The following is a 25,936-nucleotide window of genomic DNA, read 5'->3' as shown; positions in this document are numbered from 1 at the left end:
CTTTTGCATTCTGTATGATGATCTGAGCTAGTCTCGTATCGGTGCAGGAGAAAGCACCTCTCGGTTGCCATTATGACCCGGAGCACTTACTATTCCTTGGGCTTCTAATTGTTCAACAATACGCGCAGCTCGGTTGTAACCAATCTTAAATCGACGTTGCACGCCAGAAACTGAACCACGGCGTGTTTCAACAACGTGCTCTACTACTTGGTCAAACAGAGGATCAACTTCTTCGTCGCTCTCCATTCTTTCACCCGGCAACATCATATCCGGGCTTTGATCGCCACTGATAATATCGCTAATATAATTCGGCTTACCACGCGCTTTCCAGTTATTCACTACAGCATGAACATCATCATCAGAAGCAAACGCACCGTGTACACGAATGGTATGACTTGAACCTGGCGGAAGGTAAAGCATATCACCCATACCAAGCAGAGATTCCGCCCCACCCTGATCAAGAATAGTGCGAGAGTCAGTTTTAGTGGACACAGTAAAGGCTACACGAGTTGGAATATTCGCTTTAATCAAACCGGTAATAACATCAACCGATGGGCGCTGAGTAGCCAAAATCAGATGAATACCTGCCGCACGTGCTTTTTGAGCTAGTCGAGCAATAAGCTCTTCTACTTTTTTACCTACAACCATCATCAAGTCGGCAAACTCATCCACAACCACGACGATATAAGGTAACTTTTCAAGCAATGGCGCTTCGGCATCCATACTGTCACCTTCTTTCCACAATGGGTCATGAATCGGGTGACCAGCTTCTGCCGCCATCTTCAACTTATCATTGAAACCTTTAATATTCCGCACACCCAATACGGACATGAGCTTATAACGACGCTCCATTTCTCCCACACACCAGCGTAGTGCATTTGAAGCATCTTTCATGTCTGTCACCACTTCAGCCAGTAAGTGTGGAATACCTTCATAAATAGAAAGCTCCAACATTTTCGGGTCGATCATGATGAAACGAACATCCTCTGGTGTCGACTTATACAACATACTTAGGATCATGACGTTCACACCCACTGACTTACCGGAGCCTGTGGTACCAGCAACTAAGACGTGTGGCATTTTCGCTAGATCTGCTACGACAGCGTCACCAGCAATATCCTGTCCCAATACGACCGTTGTCGGAGACTTTGACTCTTTAAATTGAGGGCTGGCGATAACATCAGACAGGTATACCGTTTGACGACTCATGTTAGGTAATTCCAGACCTACATACGGTTTCCCAGGAATAACCTCGACGACACGTACTGCCATCGCAGACAGAGAACGCGCTAAATCCATTGATAAGCTTGAGATACGGCTAACCTTAACTCCTGGTGCCAAGTCCAGCTCAAAACGCGTAATAACGGGTCCTGGGAAGATATCAACCACTTCTGCTTGAATCTTATAATCAGCCAACTTCGCTTCAACAAGACGAGCAATCTCTTCCAACGCTTCTCTATCAATAAAGTTCTCGCGTTTTTCAGGATGATAAAGCAGTTCCAAAGTCGGCATTGGTTCCGCCGGTTTTGGCAAGTTCACATTTTTTTGCATCAAGAATGGATTTTGTTGCCCTGCCAGATTGGCTTGAGCTTCTGAAACTAAACTCTGGAAAGCCGCCAGATCTTTGTCCTGTTCAATCTCATCGCTGTCTTCATCGTCATAACCTTCAAAATCATACTCAGACTCTAAAGATTGAGACTCAGGCTGCCATTCATCCTCATCATCGAGAACATCAAAATTAGAAATAGTTGGTTCAATATGAGACTCATCGTCGAAATCGACTGTATCCACCACATCATCAAGATAGCTAGTGTTCACAACAGGATCATCAGAGCTAACTTCTTCCACTAAATTCTCTTGTTCTGATTCATCCCAAGGCATTTCATCTTGAGCAAAATCATCCGATTCACGAGCAACCATATCAAGCTCTTCAATTGTCGAAGTAAGTTGCTTACTACGTGGCGGAAGATCTTCTTCCTCGTCGTCGAAGTGATAGTTCGGTGCCTGCGAAACTTGCTCTATAGCAAAATCATCAGACTCTATTGACGCTTTTGGCGCAGGTTCTTCTTTTGGCAGGTGAATATTGAAACGTCGAGCGACAGGCTGATTCTCTTGCTCTGTATCTTGTGGCAATACTGAAATACTTTCCACAGCATCTGAAGCTTCATCGTTATCTTTATGCGCTAACCCTCTAGTTAGTAGAGGTTCTATGAGCGAAGGTGATGTTAATTGAGGTTCAACAATCTCCTCTTTCTGCCCACGTATTCGGTTAAGAACCCAATGAAGGCAAGCAATACTCATATCGCCAAGTCTTTCAACGATACTAAGCCATGAAATTCCAGTTAAAAGCGTAAAACCTGCACCCCAGAAGAATAAAAGAGCAAGTGTTGTTCCGAGCACATTCAGAGTAGGCAAAGCAAGGCTGGTTAGCACATCGCCAACAACACCACCAGACGAGAAATACCAAATATCATCGAAATTGATATCAGCCAAACCGCAACTCGTTAATAAGAGAATAACTAAACCGAGTAAGCGTGTTCCCCAAAGCATTAAATCGATGTTTTCATCTTCACGGCGCTTGCGAAAAATAACCCACGCGCCAGCAGTTAAAATAATAGGTAAAGGGTAAGCCAAAGAGCCAAATACAAAAAATAGTGTATCCGCAACCCAAGCGCCGACGATTCCGCCGCCGTTTTGAATATCAGAACCCCATGCAGTTTGTGACCATGAAGGATCTGCAGGATTAAAAGTGAATAGTGCAACTGCTAACAATATAGAAGCCAGAACGGTCAGTATAAGCCCGCACTCTTTAAGTCTTTGAATACCGTTCAAACGCGAGGAGTTCATCTCTTCACTCGTTTTGATAATAGTTTCGACTTTATTTTTGTTCTCTTTGAACATAAACCAACTTGACTATGATTATTATGGCCAACGTGAGTAACACTATACTCATATTGGATAGGTGAAAACAGTCCGAGCGGCAAAAGCCGCTCGGTTTGTTCGAAGATTTAACCATATCAAGGTCAAAAACCCAATTAACTAAAGTCAGAATGCGGAAAGAAATACCACTATTCTGAACTAAAGTATGATTAACGAGTTTTGATAACTAACTGATTGGTTTGTTTGACCTCTTCCATTACTACATAGGTACGTGTGTCGTTTACACCAGGTAAACGTAACAGTGTATCCCCAAGCAACTTACGATAAGCCCCCATGTCTGATACACGAGTTTTTAATAAGTAGTCGAAATCACCTGAAACTAGGTGACACTCTTGGATGTCATCCAGTTTTTGAACTGCGGTATTAAACTGTTCAAATACGTCTGGAGCACCACGATTTAGCGTAATTTCTACGAAAACCAATAGTGATGCATCAAGATATTGAGGGTTTAATAACGCTGTATAGCCAGTAATGTAACCCTGACGTTCTAAGCGACGAACACGCTCCAAGCACGGCGTTGGAGATAGACCTACTCGCTTAGACAATTCAACGTTCGAAATACGACCGTCTTTCTGCAACTCATTCAAGATGTTGCGGTCGATACGGTCAAGATCCTTGGACGGCCTTTTATAGTTGTCTGCCATTTTTATATTCCACCTTAATTACTTCCTTGCAAAAAATATACTACAACTTTTTAATATGCAGTTTCAAATCTTAAACAATAGCGCATATACTAGCAATAAACTCGCCATGCAACTCAAGACACAGTCAATACAACCAAGTTAGACTAAGGAGTCAGGATGATCATTGGTGTACCTAAAGAAATCAAAAACCACGAATACCGTGTCGGTATGATCCCTTCAAGTGTGAGAGAACTTATCTCTCACGGCCACCAAGTCTTTATAGAAACAAATGCCGGAAATGGCATTGGTATTTCCGACGACGATTACACCGCCGCAGGCGCATCCATTCTTCCTACCGCTGCAGACATATTTGCGAAAGCAGAGATGATTGTAAAGGTTAAAGAACCTCAAGCTGTAGAACGAGCATTGCTCAAAGAAGGGCAAATATTATTTACTTATTTACACCTAGCTCCAGATTTTCCACAAACTGAAGAGCTAATCAAGAGCAAAGCTGTCTGTATAGCATATGAGACTGTAACAGATAATATGGGTCGCTTACCACTATTAGCACCAATGTCTGAGGTCGCAGGCAGAATGTCTATTCAAGCAGGTGCACAAGCCTTAGAAAAATCACGCGGTGGATGTGGTTTATTGCTAAGTGGTGTACCAGGCGTAGCGCCTGCAAAAATAGTGATTCTTGGTGGTGGTGTGGTCGGCGCGAACGCCGCGAGGATGGCTGTTGGGCTAAGAGCTGACGTTACGATCATCGACAAAAACATTGATACATTACGCAAACTTGATGAGGAATTTCAAGGTCGCGCAAAAGTCTTATTCTCAACTAAAGATACGGTAGAACAAAATGTTCTAAACGCGGACCTAATTATAGGTGCGGTTTTAATCCCAGGAGCTGCGGCCCCCAAATTGGTCACTAAACAGAACATCAAACAAATGAAAGCAGGCTCTGCTATTGTAGATGTCGCCATTGACCAAGGTGGTTGTTTCGAAACATCGCACGCAACAACGCACGCAGAGCCCACCTATATCATTGATGATGTAGTCCACTATTGTGTTGCCAACATGCCCGGAGCCGTTGCTAGAACGTCAACTTACGCTCTTAACAATGCCACTCTACCCTATATACTCAAACTGGCAAACAAAGGTTATCAAAGAGCATTATTGGAAGACTTAGGGTTGCTAAATGGGCTCAATGTGATTCACGGTAAGGTTACCTGTAAAGCCGTTGCTGACGCTTTCCATATTGATTACCTTGACCCAAAACAAGCGATTGCGATGTTTAACTGACAGATATGGATACTGAGTCTGTACTCGGTATCCTATCCTTATTTTATGACTGCCGATTTTGATCTCTTACCGCATGAATAAGAATGTTTCTCGGCGTACTTTCTCGTTTACAAAATTCACTTAGTTCGACTCGATAACCGCTCTCTTGCAAAAACATCGCCTTATCAAGCACAAGCCAGATCTCCAATAAACGACGAAAGCATTGTTGAACCAAACTTAAGCGTTCCATTTGCCAGAAACGTTCAACACCTATCTTTTCATAGTGAGAAAAATTAATATCGGGCAGATCAAAACCTTTTTGCTCAGACGCCCATACACAGAATGCTTCAAAGCCTTCGCTTAACAAAGACTTTTTAATGCTAGGTATTGGTATGTATTCGTTGACTGCAAGTGCTTCATTTAATAGAGCGTTTAAGCCCAGCCTAAAACTCATCTCTTGTTGTCTGTGGCGTTTTACCCGCTCGCCTCCAGTAACCGTCTCTTGCAGTGGTATTCTTAATTCTTGCTTCGTTAATCGTAGCTTAGAGTGCTTACCCAACATTGATTGCGCTAGATATGTATCGCCTTGCGTTAAATGGTAACAGCACGGTGAAAAACTGATCGTTTTGGTCTTTGCGCGGGAGGCATAACGCATAAGCTGAACGTGCAAATCCCCACAAGCGTGTAAAGCCACTGCATGCTGTTCCGAGTGAAACACCTCAGCGCTTTTAAGATCAAATGCATCGCCTTGAACAAATGTCATCGGCAATGAAAGATGCTCAGCATCTTTTTGCCCAGAGTCACAAAGCTCCTGTTGATATTCAAAGCTCACGACAGGTAGGTTTGAATTGAAAGCCAGAATTCTCCCCAAGTATCCTTTTCCAGAACACCATTCAAGCCATTCTCGGCCATGATGATGAGAAAGAACACACTGCCCCAACGCATGAATCTGATTAAGCTTTCTACCTGGTATGCCAGCTTCCAATGCTATATTTCTTTCTAGTACCGCATGCTGGGCTGTCGGTAAATAAGCGAGTTCAGGAATGATACGAAGTTCAGGGATGAGATTAGAGAGTTGGTCAAGAATTTCATCAGGATTATTTTTCAGCCGATCGATATTCTCTACGCTCAGAGTGTTAAGCCAATTATTTAATTGAGGATATTGCGGCCACAATAGCGTCCCTTCAAAGCATTGAAAGAAAGCTTCAAAGCGCCAAAGCGATTGGTGTGTAATTAAGAATTTATCGAGTGTTTGAAATCTAGACTGCATGGATCCCCCTAAACTGGCATTAGTTTAGAGGGAGAGGCAAATGAAGTAAAAGTCTTAACGTACTGGTAGCTCAATATCTTTAAACATCTCTTCAATTTCCATATTGGACTTAAGAGATATAGCTTGTTCTACAACCGGACGGGTTAAATGTGGAGCAAAGCGCTCCATAAAATCGAACATATAAGAACGTAAGAAAGTTCCTCTGCGGAAACCGATACTTGTTGTACTCGCACCAAAGATATGGCTGGCGTCAATAGCGACAAGGTCTTTATCTTGCTCCTTATCAATCGCCATACTAGCGATCACACCCACCCCTATTCCCATGCGAACATAGGTTTTGATTACGTCTGCATCTGTAGCAGTAAAGACAACTTTGGGGGTTAAACCAACACGATTAAACGCAGTGTCCAGTTCAGAACGCCCAGTGAAACCAAAGACATAAGTAACAAGTGGGAAAGCTGCTAGATCTTCAATCGTAATGCGTTCTTTCTTAGTTAAGGGATGGTCTTTAGGTACAACAATAGAGCGGTTCCAATGATAACAAGGCAGCATCACTGCATCTTGATACAAATGCAACGCTTCAGTCGCTATAGCAAAGTTAGCCACACCTTTCGCAATCGCTTCAGACATTTGGCTTGGTGTGCCCTGGTGCATGTGCAAAGAAACTTTCGGGTAACGTGCTGTAAAGCCTTTTATAACTGCAGGAAGAGCATAACGAGCTTGTGTGTGTGTGGTTGATATATTTAGTGTACCCATTTCTGGATGAGTATGTTCTCCCGCTACTGCCTTTATACTTTCGACACGAGATAATATTTCAGTAGCAATACGTACAATATCTTCGCCTGCTTGTGTTACCTGCGTGAGATGTTTACCGCTTCGTTCGAATATTTGAATACCCAGCTCGTCTTCCAATAAACGTACTTGTTTACTGATCCCCGGCTGAGACGTGTACAGACTCTCGGCGGTGGCAGAAACGTTCAAATTATGATTGACCACTTCAACGATGTATTTTAACTGTTGCAACTTCATAACTGCCTTAAATCCTTGCCTAAATGAGTATGCTATATAATTATTAGTTATATACTCTACCTAGTATAATTTGCAAGGTTTCAGCTTGTAGCTGGTCTACAAAATTAAAAAAAACAAGTCGTAAGATGCGAAATGGCGTCTATTGTTAAGTTTTAGAGACAAAACTTTGTGCAGACATTCAAATAAAAATTATTGAGGCGTTTTTTTGCTTCAAAAAAATCATCATGAAATTAGTAAATTTCTAGGTGTAGTGGTAAGTTATGTTGTTGTATCCTATTCACTAGTCATTGAAAAATGAAGACACGGAATTTATGAATATAGGTTTAATCATCGCACTGGTTGCCATACTGCTTATATTAGTATTGGGTTACAACATTATGTTGCAATACAAATTCAAAGTGGAAGCCGCGAGAAAACAAGAGTCTTCGAGATATTTAGCGATAATAGATGCGACCGAAGACCTTATAGGTAATGCTCATCACTTGCCTTTTAGCAAAGAGTTACTTCTTTGCCTAAATGTCCGAATTTTAGATTGTCTACAAAATATGTTTGAGTTAGAGCCAAAAAACAAACAGTTGGCACAGCGCATCGAACATATGAATGCACAAATTAAACATTTGAAAGAACACCACTCCGGTGGAGATAGCACAACCTTTAAAGTTCCAAGTAGTGACAAGCAAGCGATTGTTATGCTTAAACTGGTTAAGCGCTTACGCGATACAATTAAAAGTGAACATAACAAGGGTCGATTCGAAACCCAAGCTTATGTCGCAGAAAATGCTCGTTTAGAAAACATCCAAATACGTATTAACATTGAAAACGTTATTAAGCGTGCAAATGACTCTATTATTCGAGGTCAACCAGGCACAGCTATTCAATTACTACGAAAAGGCCTTGATGTTCTTAGTACAAAGAATGACAACTACTCAAACCAAGCAAGAGAGAAGTTGCAACAAATGTATGATGATTTAGAACACAAACGTCAAACAAAAAGCGCAACGGAGCTACAAGAGATCGAAGAAAAAGAACGTAACAGTGATATGGAAGCGCTCTTTGGTGAAAAGAAAAAGTGGTAATATAATCATTACCAACGTAATACTTAGTTTAATGAAAGGTTGCCTCGGCAACCTTTTTTCTTATAAGAATGATGAACGAATACCACACCGTCAATAAACTACTCAACCCAATAAATCAGTTCCTACAATGCACAACCCCTGATGCTTGGATTGAAGAAGCCCAAAAGCCTGAGAATTTATCCAGGATTCTACGAGATCACCTGCTATGTGAGCTGAAAGCTGCTCAGAGCGCAGTATTCTTGCTAAAGCGATACGTTCTTACCGATGAAGGTAAAGAGCAAATAACTCAACTTGTAGAGCCTTATGAGTTGTTTGCATTTAAAGGCATCGGAAGCCTCGATACATTACGAGGGAAAAGTCAATTATCCAAATCCATTAAAGCTAAAGACGGCTGCTCATATGGACAAGATATGATTGACAAGATGGTTCTGCTTATCAGAGAAGAGCTTCATCACTTCTATCAGGTATTAGAGATAATAGAGCAGCAAGGATTAGAATATCGTCCCATCACAGCCAGTCGTTATGCTAAGGGAATGATTAAACACGTTCGAACCTATGAGCCTGAAGCTCTTATCGATAAACTGATCATCGGAGCATATATCGAAGCACGTTCATGTGAGCGCTTTGCTAAACTTGCGCCTTATTTAGAGGAAACGATACAAAAGTTCTATATCTCCCTACTTAGGTCAGAAGCTCGTCACTACCAAGACTACTTAGCACTTGCTGAGCAAATCTCTGAACAAGATATTACCGATAGAATTAAACTCTTTGGCGATATAGAAGCCGAACTCATCTCTTCTCGCGATAACGAGTTTCGATTTCACTCTGGCTCACCAGTATAGAAAAAGCCAGCGATACGCTGGCTTTTGTCGGTTCCAATGATATTACGCTAACAATGCGTTAATTTCTGCAAGTACTGCCGCAGGATCAGTCGCCTGAGTAATTGGTCGGCCAATAACAAGGTAGTCTGAACCAGCTTGGACAGCTTCATATGGAGTCATAATGCGGCGTTGGTCACCGACATCAGCGCCAGCAGGTCTGATACCTGGAGTCACTAATTTGAAATCCTTACCTAAGCTTTGTTTTAGCATCTGTGACTCTTGAGCAGAACACACTACTCCGTCCAAACCTGCATTTTTGCTCAAGCTAGCCAAACGCATAACTTGCTCTTGAGGTTTAACATCCAAGCCGATACCCGCAAGGTCGCTTTGTTCCATGCTAGTGAGAACCGTAACACCAATCAACAGTGGGCGATCTTTACCGTAAGGTTCTAATATTTCGCGAGATGCCGCCATCATTCGCTCACCACCGCTTGCGTGGACATTCACCATCCAAACGCCAAGTTCCGCGGCCGCTTTTACTGCTTTAGAACAGGTATTCGGAATATCGTGAAACTTAAGGTCCAAAAATACAGAGAAGCCACGTTTGTGTAGTTCACGAACGAAATCCGGACCAAAGAGTGTAAACATCTCTTTGCCCACTTTTAAGCGACAGCTTGTTGGGTCAATTCTACTGACGAATGCAAGCGCATCCGCTTGGTTATCATAATCCAGTGCAACGATCACTTTCTGGTCGTTCATTTCTACTCCTAAGTCTCTATTGAGCTAAAAAAATGCAGCTATTTGAGCTGCAAGTCTTATTGGCTAATCAATCACCAATATTTTGGGTCTTTTGACCTATGACTATTCACCATCCAAACCGCGAATAGGTTTGACCGAACCCCACCCTTTACAAGAAGGACAATGCCAATATAGGGAATGGGTTGAAAACCCACATTTTCGGCAACGATAATGTGGTTTCACTTTTAACTGTTCGCCGACAAGCTTTTTAAGCGTAGACAAGCTTGCTTTCGCTCGCCCTTCTTCAGCCTCAGCGATGTGATAATCGATCAAACGATAGAACCCTTTCATCGTTGGGTTCTTTACTAACTGCCTAGTCAGAAGCTCCTGCGCAGTGGCAACACCTTCATGTTGAGCGACAAGTTGTGCCAACATTAATTCTGCAGATACTCCGGCTTTATTCTCAATACACTTACGCAAAAATTCGACTAATTCTTGTTCTTGCCCAAGATGGTGATAGCACTCCGCAAGTGTTGGTAATACCTCACCAATAAAGTCAATATCTTGGTCGAGAACCATCTTTAAGTAATGGATTGTGTGTTTATAATCGTCACTTTCTAAATAAGACTTACCTAGAGCAATGCTCGCTCTGACACATTTAGGATCCTCTGACAGTGCACGTTTAAACAATTGAATACTTTTGCTGTCGCTACCATTCGCTTTTTCTTGCATTGCTAATTCACAAAGGAAATGAGCAATACTACTTTTCATCCGTTTACGACCCATTTTGACCAACACTGAAGCACATTCGATAGCTTTGTGCCATTCTCGTGTTTGCTGATAAATGGATGTCAATTGCTGTATAGCCGACTCACGATGCTCAGGCTCATCGACAAGTTGTTCAAATATTTTCTCTGCTCGATCTAAAAAGCCCGATACCATGTAATCTTTAGCTAATTGCTGAAGAGCTAAGTTCTTTTGATCTATGGTTAATCCGGAACGAGAAATAAGATTTTGATGGATTCGAATAGCTCGATCGACTTCTCCTCGCGAACGAAATAAGTTACCCAAAGCAAGGTGAGTATCGATAGTCTCGTTATCAACTTGAAGAAGTTCAATAAAGTGGTCAACGGCCTTGTCTGACTGATCAGACAGTAGCAAATTTAACCCCGTCACATATTGACGTGAAATTTGGTGTGAATGCTTCTGCTTGTCATGTTGGGCACTACGGTTACCCATGTACCAACCGTAAGCGGCGGCAATTGGCAATAACAAGAAGAGAATTTCTAACATCTAAAAAAAGCCTTATCCAATATTCACTTTGTTTTCAGATGGTTCTTTGGTGGCTGGTGTGATCTTTTTTAGCTGTTTATTCAATTTGCGCACTTTTAATTGTGATTTTAGATGCAAGCTGCCAAAAATAATCCAAGCAATAACGAAACCTGAGACGAATACAGAACCGAGAAGCGTAGATAGGTTAAACTCACCTTGAGCAAGTAAATAATTGAACGTCACTACCGCTTGGTTTTGAGAACCCAAAGCTAGCGCAATCAAAAAGAGAGCGAGTACCACCACGATTTTTATAATTTTCATAGTCCATCACCTATCTATAAATCGGCTCTACTGATTATGCAGGAAAATCCCCTGACAAACCATGTCTATATGTCATAAAAAAGCGGCATACTTCATCAGTATGCCGCTTATTAAATCAATTCGTTTGAAGAGATTAACCGTTTACTCGCTCGCGTAATTCCTTACCAGGTTTGAAGTGAGGTACGTATTTACCTTCCAATTCAACTTTATCACCTGTCTTAGGATTACGACCAACGCGTGGTTCACGAAAGTGAAGAGAGAAACTACCGAAACCACGAATTTCGATGCGATCTCCACTCTCTAGAGTGTTAGCCATATGCTCAAGAATATCTTTTACCGCATCTTCGATTTCTTTTGCCGACAGATGTGTTTGCTCAGCACAGAGCCTTTCGATCAATTCAGACTTAGTCATAATTTCCCTCATAGATGTTCTATTACTTATTATAGTAAGTAATATCAATTCCAACAAACACTTACTTAGTATTGTAGAAAATGATCCAGTAAAACACCTAATAGTTTTTCTAAAGATCTTCGGTTTATTTACTAAAACATTAGCTCATTTAGTAACAAAGTGCTTTGCAAGTACACTATTTCTGCGAAAAAGGTGATTAACGCATTAAGTTCAGCAAGTTAAATGTTCAATTTCTCTAATCTTTGAGAAGTGCAAAAAAAAAGGAGCCTTACGGCTCCTTCTTATTAGCGATAGCTATTATTCGCCTTTAGCAGCTTTGAAAGCGTCTGCCATTGCGTTACCGAAAGAAGCACCATCTTCTTGGTTGATAGAAGCCATAGCTTCTTGCTCTTCAGCTTCATCTTTAGCTTTGATAGATAGGTTGATTACGCGGTTTTTACGGTCAACACCAGTAAATTTCGCTTCAACGCTGTCACCAACGCTTAGGATAAGAGTAGCGTCTTCTACGCGGTCACGAGCAACTTCAGAAGCGCGGATGTAACCTTCTACACCTTCTTCTAGCTCGATAGTTGCGCCTTTAGCGTCAACTGCAGTAACAGTACCGTTAACTAGAGCACCTTTCTTGTTGTCAGCTACATAAGCATTGAATGGGTCGTTTTCCATTTGCTTAACGCCTAGAGAAATACGCTCACGCTCTGCGTCTACTGCTAGAACAACTGCAGAGATCTCGTCACCTTTCTTGTACTCACGTACAGCTTCTTCTCCAGGAACGTTCCAAGAGATGTCAGATAGGTGAACTAGACCGTCGATGCCGCCGTCAAGACCGATGAAGATACCGAAGTCAGTGATTGACTTGATCTTACCAGTAACTTTATCGCCTTTAGCTTGCGCTTCAGCGAATGACTGCCATGGGTTAGCTTTACACTGTTTCAGACCTAGAGAGATACGACGACGTTCTTCGTCGATATCAAGAACCATAACCTCAACTTCGTCGCCAACATTAACAACTTTAGATGGGTGGATGTTCTTGTTAGTCCAATCCATTTCTGAAACGTGAACTAGACCTTCAACGCCTTCTTCGATTTCAACGAAGCAGCCGTAGTCAGTTAGGTTAGTTACGCGACCAGATAGTTTGTGACCTTCTGGGTAACGTTTAGCGATTGCTACCCATGGATCTTCGCCAAGTTGTTTCAGACCTAGTGATACGCGAGTACGATCACGATCGAACTTAAGAACTTTAACTAGGATTTCGTCACCAACGTTAACGATTTCTGATGGGTGCTTAACGCGTTTCCATGCCATATCAGTGATATGTAGAAGACCGTCAACACCACCAAGGTCAACGAATGCACCGTAATCAGTAAGGTTCTTAACGATACCTTTAACTTCAGTACCTTCTTGTAGAGTTTCAAGAAGTTCGTCACGCTCAACGCTGCTTTCTGATTCGATAACAGCACGACGAGAAACAACTACGTTGTTACGTTTCTGGTCTAGCTTGATAACTTTGAACTCTAGCTCTTTGTTTTCTAGGTGAGCAGTGTCACGGATTGGACGTACGTCTACTAGAGAGCCAGGAAGGAATGCACGGATACCGTTTAGTTCAACAGTGAAACCGCCTTTAACTTTACCGTTGATGATACCAACAACAGTTTCAGCTTCTTCGTATGCTTTCTCAAGAACGATCCATGATTCGTGACGCTTAGCTTTCTCACGAGAAAGTTGAGTTTCACCGAAACCGTCTTCAACAGCGTCTAGAGCAACATCTACTTGAGAACCAACTTCAACTTCAAGTTCGCCAGCAGCGTTCTTGAATTGTTCAGCAGGGATAGCAGATTCAGACTTAAGGCCAGCATCTACAAGAACGTAACCGTTCTCGATAGCTACTACAGTACCTTTAACGATACTACCTTGTTGGAATTCAGTTTCATTTAGGAACTCTTCAAAGAGTTGAGCAAAAGATTCAGTCATTTATTTAATCTTCAATAATTAAACGTCCACGGGCATCCTACCACATGGGGGTTATTAAATTCGCCGGTCATCATCCTTGCAACCAACGCTCTTAGCTGACGTGGTTTATTCCGCCAACTTCGATTCGATATATTGTAGTGCTTTTTTCACGACTTCGTCGATAGACATTTCTGTCGAATCTAGCACTAGCGCATCCTCAGCAGGGCGTAACGGAGCCACTGGGCGATTACGATCTCGATCGTCACGCTCTTGGATTTCGCTCAAAAGGGCGTCAAATTTAACATCAAGCCCTTTTAGTTGCAACTGCTTGAATCGTCTACGCGCTCTTTCTTCTGCACTTGCGTCTAAGAAAATCTTCGCTTCTGCGGTTGGGAAAACAACGGTTCCCATATCACGACCATCAGCAACTAGGCCTTGACCTTCTGCAAATGCACGCTGACGGCGCAACAGAGCTTCACGCACTCTAGGCAAAGCAGCAACTTTAGAAGCGGCCATTCCGGTCTCTTCTTTACGTAATTCTTTTGAGACATCTTCGCCTTCAAGAACAACTTTAACTAAGTCACCTTCGGCAATAAATTGAACGTCTAAATGCATAGCCAATGGAACTAACGCGTCTTCAGACTCAAGGTCAACACCATGATGAATGGCTGCAAGCGCTAATACGCGATAAATAGCACCAGAGTCTAAAAGATGAAAACCGAGTTTATTTGCTAACAGCATGCAAAGCGTACCTTTACCTGCGCCGCTTGGTCCATCAACGGTAATCACCGGTGTGTGTGAGGGCATGTTTTACTCCACTTATTTTTATTCATGGACGAAGAATATCCACGTTTCACCGGCGTGAAATTATAGAGGTAATAGTACGAAGGCGCTAGAAAGGATTTATATAATATCGAGTTTTGTTCAGCAAACACATGAGTGACGCGAGCTGGTAGGAATTAAGGCTTAAGTCGTTCCCTAAGCCTTAGCAGACATTTCGGTCAATTTAACTAAATCAAAATTCGTGTTTCATTTTTCTGTAACGTTGAAACCCCAATACCTTTTACCTTGGTCAGTTGTTCTTTAGCGGTAAATGGCCCATTTTGATCTCGATATTCAACGATGGCCTTCGCTTTCTTAATTCCGACACCTAGCAACAGCGTGGATATCTCTTCCGCCGAAGCAGTATTTATATTAACGGTAACTGCAATTTCTTCAGTTTTAGCTACCACTTGCTCACTTTTACTTTCTGCAAAAACACTGGCTACAGGCAGTATAAATGTTAACAAGCAAGCCAAAATGCACTGCTTTAAAAAAACACCATTTTTCAACATATTTTCCTCGCTCTATTGATTAGACAGAATCATCTTAATCATGCTGAACAAACTATCCGACTCAGTTTCGAGAAAAATAAAAGGGGCTGCAGTTGCAGCCCCTTTCGTTAAACATATCAATTACATTTGTAGCTACTATTGACTCACAACATAGTACTCAATATCAGTATTCGCTCTTAGGACAGAAAGAACACCTGCTATATCTTGTTGAACAGCAATACGAGAAAGCTGAGCGCCAATTTGATTGTGATATTGAGGTTCAATCTTCGCTTCAACCTTGCTTAACTCAACCAGTACAATATTCCCGTCTAGGTCTTTAGTTTGAGCGTATACCACTTGGTTCGCTTGCGGCTTAGGCATAGCATATACAGCCTGAGCCAATGGGTATCCACGATCTACCGTTTCTAACTCACCAAAAGCTAACTTATTTTCTTCTAGCAGAGACTTATCGCCTTGTTTAAGAGCGGCAAGCAATTTATCGCTTAACTCTAGTGCTTGTTGTTCACCTTTTACGTTAGAAAGCTGAGCAATCACTTGCTCTTTAACAACCTCTAGAGGTAAAACCATCTCTGGGCGAGTTTCCTCAACTCGCACCACTACGATATGTTCTGGTGCAACTTCAATCACAGAAGAGTTCAAGCCATCTTCTTTCACTTCAGGAGATTGAATCGCTTGCTGAACAGCAGCGTTTTGTAGCAATTCAGGCATGTCTGACTGAGAGATGAAATCCGTCTTCACCACTTGAGCTGAAATTGCTTTAGCAGCTGCATCCAAAGAATCTGGGTATTCAAATGCCACTTTTTCTAACTGCGTTTGTAACTCATAGAAAGAATCTACCGCTTTTTGAGACGCTAGTTCTGTCTTAATTTCTGCCGCAACTTCTGCGAGCGGTTTTGCTACAGATGCTTTGATACCATCAAGTTTGATAATGTGGTAACCGAAATCAGATTTAACAAGGTCAGAAACATCACCTACAGAAGCTAAACTAAACGCAGCCGCGTCGAAAGCAGGATCCATAGTGTCGTGCTCAATCCAACCCAAAGAGCCACCATTGTCTGAGCTACCGATATCTTCAGACTTCTCTTCAGCAAGTTTCGCAAAGTCTGCACCCGCATTTAATTCATCAAGAATCGCTTGTGCTTTCGCTTCATCATCGCCTTGAACAAGGATATGACTAACTTCACGTTGCTCAGCCGTTGAATACTTGTCTAGATGCTCTTGATAATATTCTTTTACTTGTTCATCGCTGATTGCTACTTGCTCAGCCATTTTCTCTGCTGATAGCTCAATATAAGCAACTTTAACTTGTTCGGGACGAGTATAGTGCTCTGTATTCTCAGAATAGTATTTCTGAGCATCTTCATCACTGATAGTTGCTTTGCTAGCAAAATCTTTCAGAGACAAAGTCACGGTACGAATATCACGTGTTTGCGCAATTAATGCACTTTGAGTATCTATCTCGCCTTTAAGAATGAACTCACTGCCTTGTAATGCAGAAGTCAGCTGACTACGCAACAAATCACGACGTAGGTACTCAGCAAATGATTCAGCGGAAAAACCAGCACGACGTAGCGCCGCTTGATAAATGTCTTGGTCAAACTTACCTGCAGATTGGAACTGAGGCATGTCTAAAATCAGCTTACGCACTTGCGCATCACTGACCGTTAAACCTAGAGAATTCGCATGCTGCTCGATGAGTACATCGTTAATCATACGGTCTAAAACAGATTTACGGAAAGAAGCTACATATGCTGGATCTGCTAGTAAGTTAGCAAAATAGTCTCCCATTTGGGATTGCATACGATTTCTTTCGTTTTGGTAAGCTTGCTCGAACTGACCACGGTCAATCTCTGTGTTGCCAACTTTAGCCGCCGCGTTATTACTGCCACTGACTAGGTAGCTACCTACCCCTGCGAAGATAAAAGAAAGGATGATTAGTCCTAGGATAATTTTTACCGCGATGCTGTTAACGCCCTCGCGTAATCGATCCATCATAATTTTACTGCTCTCCGGATTTGAAGTTTGCACTTCAGCCAAAAATGAATAGCGCGATGATACCAGAAAAAGAAATGCGCATCAGTAGGATGCGCATAATTAAAAAAGGTTCAAATGGAATTTGCTAATTACAGCAAATTATCACTTAAAAATTAGTTACAAGCGTCTTTAAGAGCTTTACCAGCTTTGAATGCAGGAACTTTAGCTTCTGCGATTTGGATTTCTTCACCAGTTTTTGGGTTACGACCAGTACGAGCTGCACGGGTACGTACTGCGAAAGTACCAAAGCCAACTAGAGCTACTTGGTCGCCAGATTGAAGAGTGTCGCTCACTGCTTCGATAAATGCGTCTAGAGCACGACCAGCTGAAGCTTTTGATAGATCCGCATTAGCTGCGATTTTTTCTACTAATTGTGTTTTATTCACTGTGATTCCCCTTTGGTCGCCAATTTATTATTTTGTTCGGCGCCTATTCGTTCCATTGATGTTTAAAGATAACCTAAAGCCTTGTTACAACTGGGCTGAAAGCTATAGTGGATAACGGTAGCCTCCAAAAAAAACGCTGACAAGCCCTTTTTAAGCCTATCAGCGTAATCTTTTACTTATTTTTGCTGCACATCACTCTTTTACGGCTTCAAAGGCCACTCCCGTAGGGTCATTTTCTAGTGCAACCTTTAAAACTTCATCAATCCAGCGTACCGGTATTACCTTAAGATCAGCAATAACGTTGTCTGGAATCTCTTCCAAATCACGCTCGTTGTCCTTTGGAATTAAGGCAGTTTTGATACCACCGCGATGAGCCGCCAGTAGTTTTTCTTTCAAACCACCGATAGGTAACACTTCACCACGAAGAGTAATTTCACCCGTCATCGCGACATCTGCTTTTACAGGATTACCCGTTAGACAAGATACTAAAGCTGTGCACATTGCAGTACCCGCGCTAGGGCCGTCTTTTGGTGTTGCACCTTCTGGCACGTGCACATGGATATCACGTTTTTCATAGAAATCAGGGTTAATTCCCAATTTTTCTGCACGAGAACGCACTACTGTCATCGCAGCCTGAATAGACTCTTGCATCACTTCGCCCAGTGAGCCTGTCTGAGTTAATTTGCCTTTACCAGGCATTGACTGAGCTTCAATAGTAAGAAGGTCACCGCCAACTTCTGTCCACGCTAAACCTGTTACCTGGCCAATGCGGTTGTGCTCGTCCGCTTTACCAAAATCAAAACGCTGAACACCAAGGTACTCTTTCAAGTTGTCCTGATTCACCGTTACGTGTTTAACATCTTTATTCAACAGAATATTCTTTACTGCTTTACGGCAAATCTTCGAAATTTCACGCTCTAGGCTACGAACACCCGCTTCACGCGTGTAGTAACGAATCACACCCATAATCGCTGAGTCTTCGATGGTTATTTCAGAAGGTTTCAGGCCATTGCGTTCAATTTGCTTTTCAACTAAGTGACGCTTAGCAATGTTAAGTTTTTCGTCTTCGGTATAACCAGACAAACGAATTACTTCCATACGGTCCAACAACGGCCCTGGAATGTTCATTGAGTTCGACGTCGCAACGAACATAACGTCAGACAAATCGTAATCCACTTCCAAATAGTGGTCGTTGAATGAATTGTTTTGTTCTGGGTCGAGCACTTCCAACAACGCAGATGCAGGGTCACCACGCATATCCGATGCCATCTTATCGATTTCATCCAATAGGAATAGCGGGTTTTTCACCCCAACTTTCGACATTTTTTGGATTAGCTTACCCGGTAAGGAACCGATATAGGTACGACGGTGGCCACGAATTTCAGCTTCATCACGAACGCCACCTAGCGCCATGCGAGTGTATTTACGTCCTGTTGCAGCCGCAATTGAGCGACCTAATGACGTTTTACCTACACCTGGAGGCCCCACTAAACAAAGGATCGGACCTTTTAGCTTACTAATACGACTCTGAACCGCCAAATACTCCAGAATGCGTTCTTTGACACGTTCTAAGCCATAGTGGTCAGCATTTAGAATTTCTTCTGCTTTGGCTAAGTCACGTTTTACTTTTGAACGCTTAGTCCAAGGAACGTTGATCATCCAATCAATGTAGCTACGTACTACCGTAGCTTCTGCTGACATCGGAGACATCATTTTTAGCTTTTGTAGTTCTTGCTCTGTTTTTTCACGAGCTTCCGCAGGCATTTTTGAATCATCGATTTTCTGTTTTAGAACTTCGAACTCATCTACACCATCTTCTGTCTCGCCCAGTTCTTTCTGAATCGCTTTCATTTGCTCATTCAGATAGTACTCACGCTGAGATTTTTCCATCTGCTTTTTAACGCGTGTGCGAATGCGCTTTTCAACTTGAAGCAAATCGATTTCAGATTCCATTTGTCCCATTAAGAACTCTAAACGTTCAGTGACATCTAAAATCTCAAGCACTTTTTGCTTATCAGCCAACTTGAGTGGCATATGAGCTGCAATGGTATCTGCTAAACGTGCAGCTTCATCAATACCATTCAGTGAAGTTAAAACTTCAGGAGGAATCTTTTTATTTAGTTTGATGAATCCGTCGAACTGGTTGATAGCACTACGTACTATGACTTCCTGTTCTTTATCATCTAATTCAGGGGTGATCAGGAATTCAGCGCTTGCAGAGAAAAACTCGCCTTCATGAAACTCATTGATTTTAGCTCGCTGTTGGCCTTCAACTAGTACTTTTACCGTGCCATCAGGTAACTTAAGCAACTGCAGAATTGTTGCAACCGTACCTACTTCGAATAAGTCCGAAATAGTAGGTTCATCCGTTTCGGCCTGCTTCTGTGCAACCAGAAGAACTTGCTTGTTGTTATCCATTGCCGCTTCTAAGCATTGAATAGATTTCTCACGACCAACAAACAAAGGGATCACCATATGTGGGTATACAACCACATCACGCAAAGGTAGTACGGGGATCTCTATACGCTCGGAACGCTCCAAGTTCATATTATTCTCTCTTCCGCTTTGATATATATTCGAGTATATGGGGGCTAACTAACTGGATTCAATAACAGAATAAAAAAAAGGAGGTAATGAATACCTCCTTTGATTATTTATTAGCATTTACTGGCTTCAGCACGCCAAAAGATCCAACTCATTTACTCAGCGCCAGCCGCTTGGCTTTCGTTGCCAGAGAGAATCATTAATGGTTCAGATTCACCATTGATCACTGACTCATCAATGACCACTTTTTCAACATCAGACATTGAAGGTAGTTCGTACATAGTCTCTAGCAATACGCTCTCTAGAATTGAACGTAAACCACGAGCGCCTGTTTTGCGAGCCATCGCTTTCGCCGCAATCGCACGCAGTGCATCTTCACGGAACTCAAGATCCACATCTTCAAGTTCGAAAAGCGCCGCATACTGTTTAGTCAATGCGTTCTTTGGTTCGCAAAGAATCTGAATCAGAGCTTGCTCATCAAGTTCAGTCAGCGTTGCAGTTACTGGTAGACGTCCAATGAATTCTGGAATTAGACCATATTTCACTAAATCTTCCGGTTCTACTTGAGTGAACAATTCACCAACCGTTCTGTTTTGATCTTTAGAACGAACTTCAGCTCCAAAACCAATACCAGTACCAGTTGCAACACGTTGTTCAATCACTTTATCTAGGCCTGCAAACGCACCACCACAGATAAACAAGATTTTAGAAGTGTCTACTTGTAAGAACTCTTGTTGAGGATGCTTACGACCACCTTGTGGTGGAACCGAAGCAATAGTACCTTCAACCAGTTTCAATAGTGCTTGTTGTACGCCTTCACCTGACACATCTCGTGTAATAGATGGATTTTCAGATTTACGAGAAATCTTATCGATTTCATCGATATAGACGATACCGCGCTCAGCTTTTGCTACATCGTAATCACACTTTTGAAGCAGTTTTTGGATGATGTTTTCAACGTCTTCACCAACATAACCTGCTTCTGTTAGCGTTGTAGCATCAGCCATCGTAAATGGTACATCTAGGAAACGAGCAAGTGTTTCAGCAAGTAGCGTCTTACCACTACCTGTAGGGCCGATAAGTAAGATGTTACTTTTACCTAGCTCGACGCCATCTTTTGTCGTATCACCATTACGTAAACGCTTATAGTGGTTATATACCGCAACAGCGAGCACTTTTTTTGCGTGTTCTTGGCCAATTACATAGTCATCAAGATGTGCACGAATTTCACGAGGCGCAGGCAAGGCTGACGACTCTTTCTTAGGTAGAACATCTTTAATCTCTTCGCGAATAATGTCGTTACATAGATCAACACATTCGTCACAGATATACACAGAAGGACCTGCAATCAGCTTGCGAACTTCGTGCTGGCTTTTGCCACAGAAAGAGCAGTACAGCAGTTTACTACTACCACCCTCTTTGCTTTTATCTGTCATTCGCTAACCTCTTAGCCTTTACTCTTTATGGTTTGAGTGTATAACAATTTCTTCTAAATTGCGTTAAACAATTACCAGAACTGTTACTCTCCGCGGTGGGTCAATACTGAGTCCACCAAACCGTATTCCACAGCTTGTTCTGCTGACATGAAATTGTCACGGTCAGTATCACGCTCAATAATTTCAAGCGGTTGACCTGTATGCTCTGCCAACAAACGATTCAATTTATTCTTAATCGTTAGAATTTCTTGTGCGTGAATTTGGATATCCGAAGCTTGGCCTTGGAAACCACCTAGTGGTTGGTGAATCATTACACGCGAGTTTGGTAGAACATAGCGTTTACCAGGTGCACCACCAGCTAGTAAGAATGCGCCCATAGAACATGCTTGCCCCATACATACTGTACTTACGTTTGGCTTAATAAACTGCATAGTGTCATAAATAGACATGCCCGCAGTCACACTACCGCCCGGAGAGTTGATGTATAAGAAGATATCTTTGTCTGGGTTTTCAGATTCTAAGAAAAGCAGCTGAGCCACGACAAGGTTTGCCATGTGGTCTTCTACCTGACCCGTTAAGAAAATAACTCGCTCTTTTAAAAGACGTGAATAGATATCGTATGAACGTTCGCCACGGGAAGTTTGTTCAACCACCATGGGTACTAGCGCATCAATAATCGGCGACATTGCGTTTTTTTCTTGGTAGCTCATAGTCTTAATATCCCTAAAAATAAATGGCCCGGATGATGAGTATCATACGGACCATTGTTAGCAGAATAGTTGACGTGAAGTCAACCTTCTACGCTATAGATTGCTTATTAAGCAGCAACTTGAGGGTTCATTAGCTCGTTAAAGCTAATTGCTTTCTCTGTAACTGTTGCTTTAGCAATGATCGCGTCAATCGCTTGTTCTTCTAGAGCTACGTTGCGCATGTTGTTCATCATTTGCTCGTTTTGCTCGTAGTAAGAGATAACTTCCGCTGGATCTTCATAAGCTGTCGCCATTTCTTCGATAAGTGATTTCACTTTACCTTCGTCAGCTTTTAGTTCTTCAGTCTTGATAACTTCACCTAGAAGTAGACCTACAACTACGCGACGTTTAGCTTGCTCTTCGAACATTTCACGTGGAAGTTGGTTTGCAGCTTCGATGTTGCCACCAAAACGTTGTGCAGCTTGTTGACGTAGTACGTCGATTTCTTGATCGACAAGAGCTGCTGGAACGTCGATTGCGTTCTCTTTCACAAGGCCTTCAATCGCTTGCTCTTTGATGCGAGCTTTGATTGCTTGTTTAAGTTCACGTTCCATGTTCTTACGAACTTCAGCTTTAAGTGCGTCAACACCGCCTTCAGTTACACCGAACTTAGCAACGAACTCTTCGTTTAGTTCTGGTAGTTGGCGAGCTTCAACTTTGTTCACTTTGATAGCGAACTTAGCTGCTTTACCTTTTAGGTTTTCAGCGTGGTACTCTTCTGGGAAGTTCACGTCGATTTCGAATTCCATGCCTTTAGTTTTGCCAACGATACCGTCTTCAAAACCAGGAATCATGCGACCTGCGCCCATTTCTAGTGGGAAGTTTTCAGCTTTACCGCCTTCAAATTCAACACCGTCGATAGAACCAACGAAGTCGATAGAAACGCGCTTACCGTTGTCAGCAGCTTCTTCTACTTCACTCCAAGTAGATTGTTGCTTACGTAGAGTTTCTAGCATCTCTTCAACGTCAGAGTCTTGAACTTCTGCTGCAGGTTTTTCTACAGTGATGTTTGATAAACCTTTAAGTTCAACTTCTGGGTAAATTTCGAAAGTTGCAGTGAATACTAGATCTGCGCCTTCTTTAATTTCTACTGGAGCGAAAGTTGGTGCGCCAGCTGGGTTGATTTTCTCTTTTACGATTGCTTCGATGAAGTGACGTTGCATAACTTCACCAAGAATGTCTTGACGTACTGCTTTGCCGTACATTTGCGCAACCATCTTCATCGGTACTTTACCTTTACGGAAACCGTCAAAACGACGATTTTTCGCGATGTTGCGTAGTTCAGCTGCTACTGCATCTTCGATGTTTGCAGCAGGAACAGTAATATTCAAACGGCGCTCTAGGCCTTCTAGCGTTTCAACAGTAACTTGCATTGTATTTAAACCTCAAAACTGGCTCAGCATTCCTGAGCATCATGAGCCAACATATCTGTTTGGCTTCATCCTTATCTTGTGCTCGGTAGAACACTAACTGTAAATATTGAGCATCGATACTCTCAGTGATATTCACCTAAATATCGAACTAATGAGTGACATCTTTGGACGATTTGCGCCGAATAAAGGTATCTCTGATTAGCCTCAGGACTAAAAATTAGACGCGATATACTACCGATCTCAGCTTTAGCTGTCGAGCTAATACCCGGCAAGAAAAAGCCAATGTCCTAAAAAACTCTTTAACTGATAAAAAAACAACCAGTGGATGGATCTCCTGATGGCTCTGAAATGGGGACAATATAGGCTTTTTCAAGAGAATCGAGGGATTTTTTTCCTCAAATAATCAAAAAGAGATCTGGCTCTTGTTTTGCCTCCCATATTCGATATGTTTTTAAACAGCCAAATTGAAGTTCCCAGTATCATGAGTGGCGAGATAAACAAGGAACGAAAACTATGACAAGGATGCTGTCTATACGCCAACTCTCAGTGTTGTTTTTGATCATTTATAGCGTCATCGCGGCGATGGCCGCACATTTAGTTTGGCGCTATAGCTACCAGTCACTCTTGATTGAGCAACAGTCAGAACTTGAACGTTTCTCTAGTCACATTTCTACCAAACTGGACAAATATGCCCACATTCCTCGCTTATTATCCAAAGATAAAGAACTGGTCGATGCGTTGAGTCATCCAGAAAACAGTGCACAAATTGATTTAACCAACCTCTATTTAGAGCAAGTAAACGACGTGATTCAGGCTGCCGATACCTATTTACTGGATGATATTGGGAATACTATCGCTTCTAGCAACTGGAACTTGGATCGTTCCTTTATCGGGCGTAACTTCGCATGGCGCCCCTATTTCTATGATGCAATTTCTGGCAAAAAAAGTCAGTATTTTGCCCTTGGGTCCACTTCCGGGCAAAGGGGCTATTACTATGCTTATCCGGTGATCTACGCAGCTGAAGTCATTGGCGTAGTAGTCGTAAAAATGGATCTCTCATCTATTGAAGAAAACTGGCAGAGCAAGAACAGTTATTTCGTTGCTACGGATGATAACAACATTGTATTCATGTCTAGTCGACCTGACTGGCTGTTCCATAGTGTTTCCGAGCTCAGCGAGGAAGCACGCCAAAAAGTAACAGACACTCGCCAGTATTTAGATAGCACCATTCTATCTTTGGGTTTCTATGGTGACGTCAACCTTGCGGAGACTGAATGGGTCAAACCTAATCAGGGCTGGATTAAAGACGACTATATTGTTTCAACCAATAAACTGAATAATCTCGCGCTCAACATCCATGTTCTGTCACCTAAAGTTAATGTGTTCTGGGATACCTTTGGTTTCCTCATCATTCTGACTATGATTTTTGCCATTGTTTATCTTGCCTTTCTACTTTTGCATCATCGTCAGATCCGCCAACGTCAGATCGAGCGACTACAAGTCGAAGCAAAGCAAAAACTGGAATTTTTGGTTATGGAAAGAACTGCAAAATTGCACGTAGAAATTGGCGAGAGAATTAAAACAGAACAAATCCTAAGGCAAACGCAAAATGAGTTAATACAGGCAGCTAAATTGGCTGTCCTTGGTCAGATGTCAGCAAGCATAAGCCATGAACTAAACAACCCTTTAGCAGCGATACGCAGCTTTGCTGACAATGGCAGGCGCTTCCTTTCCAATGGCAAACCTGAACGTACTGACGAAAATCTGGAACGTATTTCTGCACTTACCGTTCGCATGGCCAAAATCAGCGAACAGCTCAAATCCTTTGCCAGAAAAACAGAAAGCGATGAACACGTAGAAGCACAGTTGCTACCTCTGATTATCAATGCCAAAGAACTGATGCAGCCTCAGTTTAAATCTCATTACATAGAGTTTGAAATTCAAGCTCCAGAAGCACCAGTTTGCTGCAGCATTAACCCAATTCAGTTAGAGCAGGTCATTATTAACTTGCTGACCAATGCAATGCAGGCCGTTGATGAGCAGGAGATTAAAAAAGTGGTTCTTACTTTAGAAGAACAACCAGAACATATCTGTATTCATGTCGACGACACAGGTATGGGTATTAATTTGGAACAGATGAAGAATCTGTTCGAACCTTTCTATACCACGAAGAAAAATGGTTTGGGTTTGGGGTTATCTATATCCCAACAAATCATGCATAGCATGGGTGGGGATTTAACCGCCCACTCTTCTCTACTCGGTGGGGCAAGATTCACTATTGTCCTTAATAAAAATCAGAATAGTCTAGAACAAACCCAAGTCAGTCCAGAATTATAAAAATAAGGGAAAT

The 25,936-nt window shown here is 42.2% G+C and carries 21 protein-coding genes; 4 read left to right on the top strand and 17 right to left on the bottom strand.

Annotated features, from left to right (window positions below; translation table 11 throughout):
* Nucleotides 1-27: 27 nt before the first annotated feature.
* Both G5S32_RS04600 and lrp read right to left on the bottom strand, forming a co-directional pair.
* A complete protein-coding gene (locus G5S32_RS04600) occupies nt 28-2,901 on the bottom strand; it encodes a DNA translocase FtsK (protein ID WP_165310795.1) in 2,874 nt (957 codons plus the stop codon).
* Between the two features lie 188 nt (nt 2,902-3,089).
* Nucleotides 3,090-3,584 (bottom strand): leucine-responsive transcriptional regulator Lrp, encoded by a 495-nt coding sequence (gene lrp / locus G5S32_RS04595; RefSeq protein WP_004726475.1) that lies wholly within the window; start codon nt 3,582-3,584, stop codon nt 3,090-3,092.
* Between the two features lie 156 nt (nt 3,585-3,740).
* Here lrp and ald point away from each other — a divergent pair, with 156 nt between their 5' ends.
* Nucleotides 3,741-4,865, top strand: a complete 1,125-nt coding sequence (ald, locus tag G5S32_RS04590) for an alanine dehydrogenase (protein WP_165310793.1) — start codon at nt 3,741-3,743, stop codon at nt 4,863-4,865.
* A gap of 43 nt (nt 4,866-4,908) precedes the next feature.
* On the opposite strand, the gene G5S32_RS04585 is transcribed toward ald, so the two are convergent.
* Both G5S32_RS04585 and cysB read right to left on the bottom strand, forming a co-directional pair.
* Nucleotides 4,909-6,114, bottom strand: coding sequence for a methyltransferase (locus G5S32_RS04585; RefSeq protein ID WP_165310791.1), 1,206 nt, complete (start codon nt 6,112-6,114; stop codon nt 4,909-4,911).
* A gap of 54 nt (nt 6,115-6,168) precedes the next feature.
* Complete coding sequence (gene cysB / locus G5S32_RS04580) at nt 6,169-7,143, bottom strand: HTH-type transcriptional regulator CysB (protein ID WP_165310789.1); 975 nt, start codon at nt 7,141-7,143, stop codon at nt 6,169-6,171.
* A gap of 311 nt (nt 7,144-7,454) precedes the next feature.
* Here cysB and G5S32_RS04575 point away from each other — a divergent pair, with 311 nt between their 5' ends.
* Both G5S32_RS04575 and miaE read left to right on the top strand, forming a co-directional pair.
* A complete protein-coding gene (locus G5S32_RS04575; protein WP_165310779.1) occupies nt 7,455-8,219 on the top strand; it encodes a DNA repair protein in 765 nt (254 codons plus the stop codon).
* A 68-nt stretch (nt 8,220-8,287) separates the two neighbouring features.
* Nucleotides 8,288-9,061: a tRNA isopentenyl-2-thiomethyl-A-37 hydroxylase MiaE gene (gene miaE / locus G5S32_RS04570; protein ID WP_165310777.1), complete on the top strand. Its 774-nt coding sequence runs from the start codon at nt 8,288-8,290 to the stop codon at nt 9,059-9,061.
* Between the two features lie 42 nt (nt 9,062-9,103).
* On the opposite strand, the gene pyrF is transcribed toward miaE, so the two are convergent.
* The 13 genes from pyrF to tig form a co-directional block, all read right to left on the bottom strand.
* On the bottom strand, nt 9,104-9,799 hold the full coding sequence (gene pyrF / locus G5S32_RS04565) for an orotidine-5'-phosphate decarboxylase (protein WP_165310775.1): 696 nt from the start codon (nt 9,797-9,799) through the stop codon (nt 9,104-9,106).
* A gap of 102 nt (nt 9,800-9,901) precedes the next feature.
* Entirely contained in the window at nt 9,902-11,071 is a 1,170-nt protein-coding gene (gene lapB / locus G5S32_RS04560; protein WP_165310773.1) for a lipopolysaccharide assembly protein LapB, read from the bottom strand.
* A 12-nt stretch (nt 11,072-11,083) separates the two neighbouring features.
* Nucleotides 11,084-11,371: a LapA family protein gene (locus G5S32_RS04555; RefSeq protein WP_165310771.1), complete on the bottom strand. Its 288-nt coding sequence runs from the start codon at nt 11,369-11,371 to the stop codon at nt 11,084-11,086.
* A 133-nt stretch (nt 11,372-11,504) separates the two neighbouring features.
* On the bottom strand, nt 11,505-11,783 hold the full coding sequence (ihfB, locus tag G5S32_RS04550) for an integration host factor subunit beta (RefSeq protein WP_165310769.1): 279 nt from the start codon (nt 11,781-11,783) through the stop codon (nt 11,505-11,507).
* Between the two features lie 297 nt (nt 11,784-12,080).
* Entirely contained in the window at nt 12,081-13,751 is a 1,671-nt protein-coding gene (rpsA, locus tag G5S32_RS04545) for a 30S ribosomal protein S1 (protein WP_165310767.1), read from the bottom strand.
* Nucleotides 13,752-13,856: 105 nt separating this feature from the next.
* Nucleotides 13,857-14,537, bottom strand: coding sequence for a (d)CMP kinase (gene cmk, locus G5S32_RS04540; RefSeq protein ID WP_165310765.1), 681 nt, complete (start codon nt 14,535-14,537; stop codon nt 13,857-13,859).
* 203 nt (nt 14,538-14,740) lie between these two features.
* Complete coding sequence (locus G5S32_RS04535; protein WP_165310763.1) at nt 14,741-15,064, bottom strand: ComEA family DNA-binding protein; 324 nt, start codon at nt 15,062-15,064, stop codon at nt 14,741-14,743.
* A gap of 135 nt (nt 15,065-15,199) precedes the next feature.
* Nucleotides 15,200-17,059 (bottom strand): peptidylprolyl isomerase, encoded by a 1,860-nt coding sequence (gene ppiD / locus G5S32_RS04530; RefSeq protein WP_165310761.1) that lies wholly within the window; start codon nt 17,057-17,059, stop codon nt 15,200-15,202.
* Between the two features lie 152 nt (nt 17,060-17,211).
* Entirely contained in the window at nt 17,212-17,484 is a 273-nt protein-coding gene (locus G5S32_RS04525; protein WP_165310759.1) for an HU family DNA-binding protein, read from the bottom strand.
* A 192-nt stretch (nt 17,485-17,676) separates the two neighbouring features.
* Nucleotides 17,677-20,031, bottom strand: coding sequence for an endopeptidase La (gene lon / locus G5S32_RS04520; RefSeq protein ID WP_165310757.1), 2,355 nt, complete (start codon nt 20,029-20,031; stop codon nt 17,677-17,679).
* 152 nt (nt 20,032-20,183) lie between these two features.
* Nucleotides 20,184-21,464, bottom strand: coding sequence for an ATP-dependent protease ATP-binding subunit ClpX (gene clpX / locus G5S32_RS04515; RefSeq protein WP_165310755.1), 1,281 nt, complete (start codon nt 21,462-21,464; stop codon nt 20,184-20,186).
* 83 nt (nt 21,465-21,547) lie between these two features.
* On the bottom strand, nt 21,548-22,174 hold the full coding sequence (gene clpP, locus G5S32_RS04510) for an ATP-dependent Clp endopeptidase proteolytic subunit ClpP (RefSeq protein WP_165310753.1): 627 nt from the start codon (nt 22,172-22,174) through the stop codon (nt 21,548-21,550).
* 107 nt (nt 22,175-22,281) lie between these two features.
* Nucleotides 22,282-23,586, bottom strand: a complete 1,305-nt coding sequence (gene tig / locus G5S32_RS04505) for a trigger factor (RefSeq protein ID WP_165310751.1) — start codon at nt 23,584-23,586, stop codon at nt 22,282-22,284.
* A gap of 522 nt (nt 23,587-24,108) precedes the next feature.
* Between tig and G5S32_RS04500 the strand changes: the two genes are divergently transcribed.
* On the top strand, nt 24,109-25,923 hold the full coding sequence (locus G5S32_RS04500) for a sensor histidine kinase (protein WP_165312707.1): 1,815 nt from the start codon (nt 24,109-24,111) through the stop codon (nt 25,921-25,923).
* The last annotated feature ends 13 nt before the right edge of the window (nt 25,924-25,936 follow it).

The sequence above is a fragment of the Vibrio ziniensis genome, assembly GCF_011064285.1.
GTDB lineage: Bacteria > Pseudomonadota > Gammaproteobacteria > Enterobacterales > Vibrionaceae > Vibrio > Vibrio ziniensis.
This window is presented reverse-complemented; position numbering and strand designations above follow the sequence as displayed.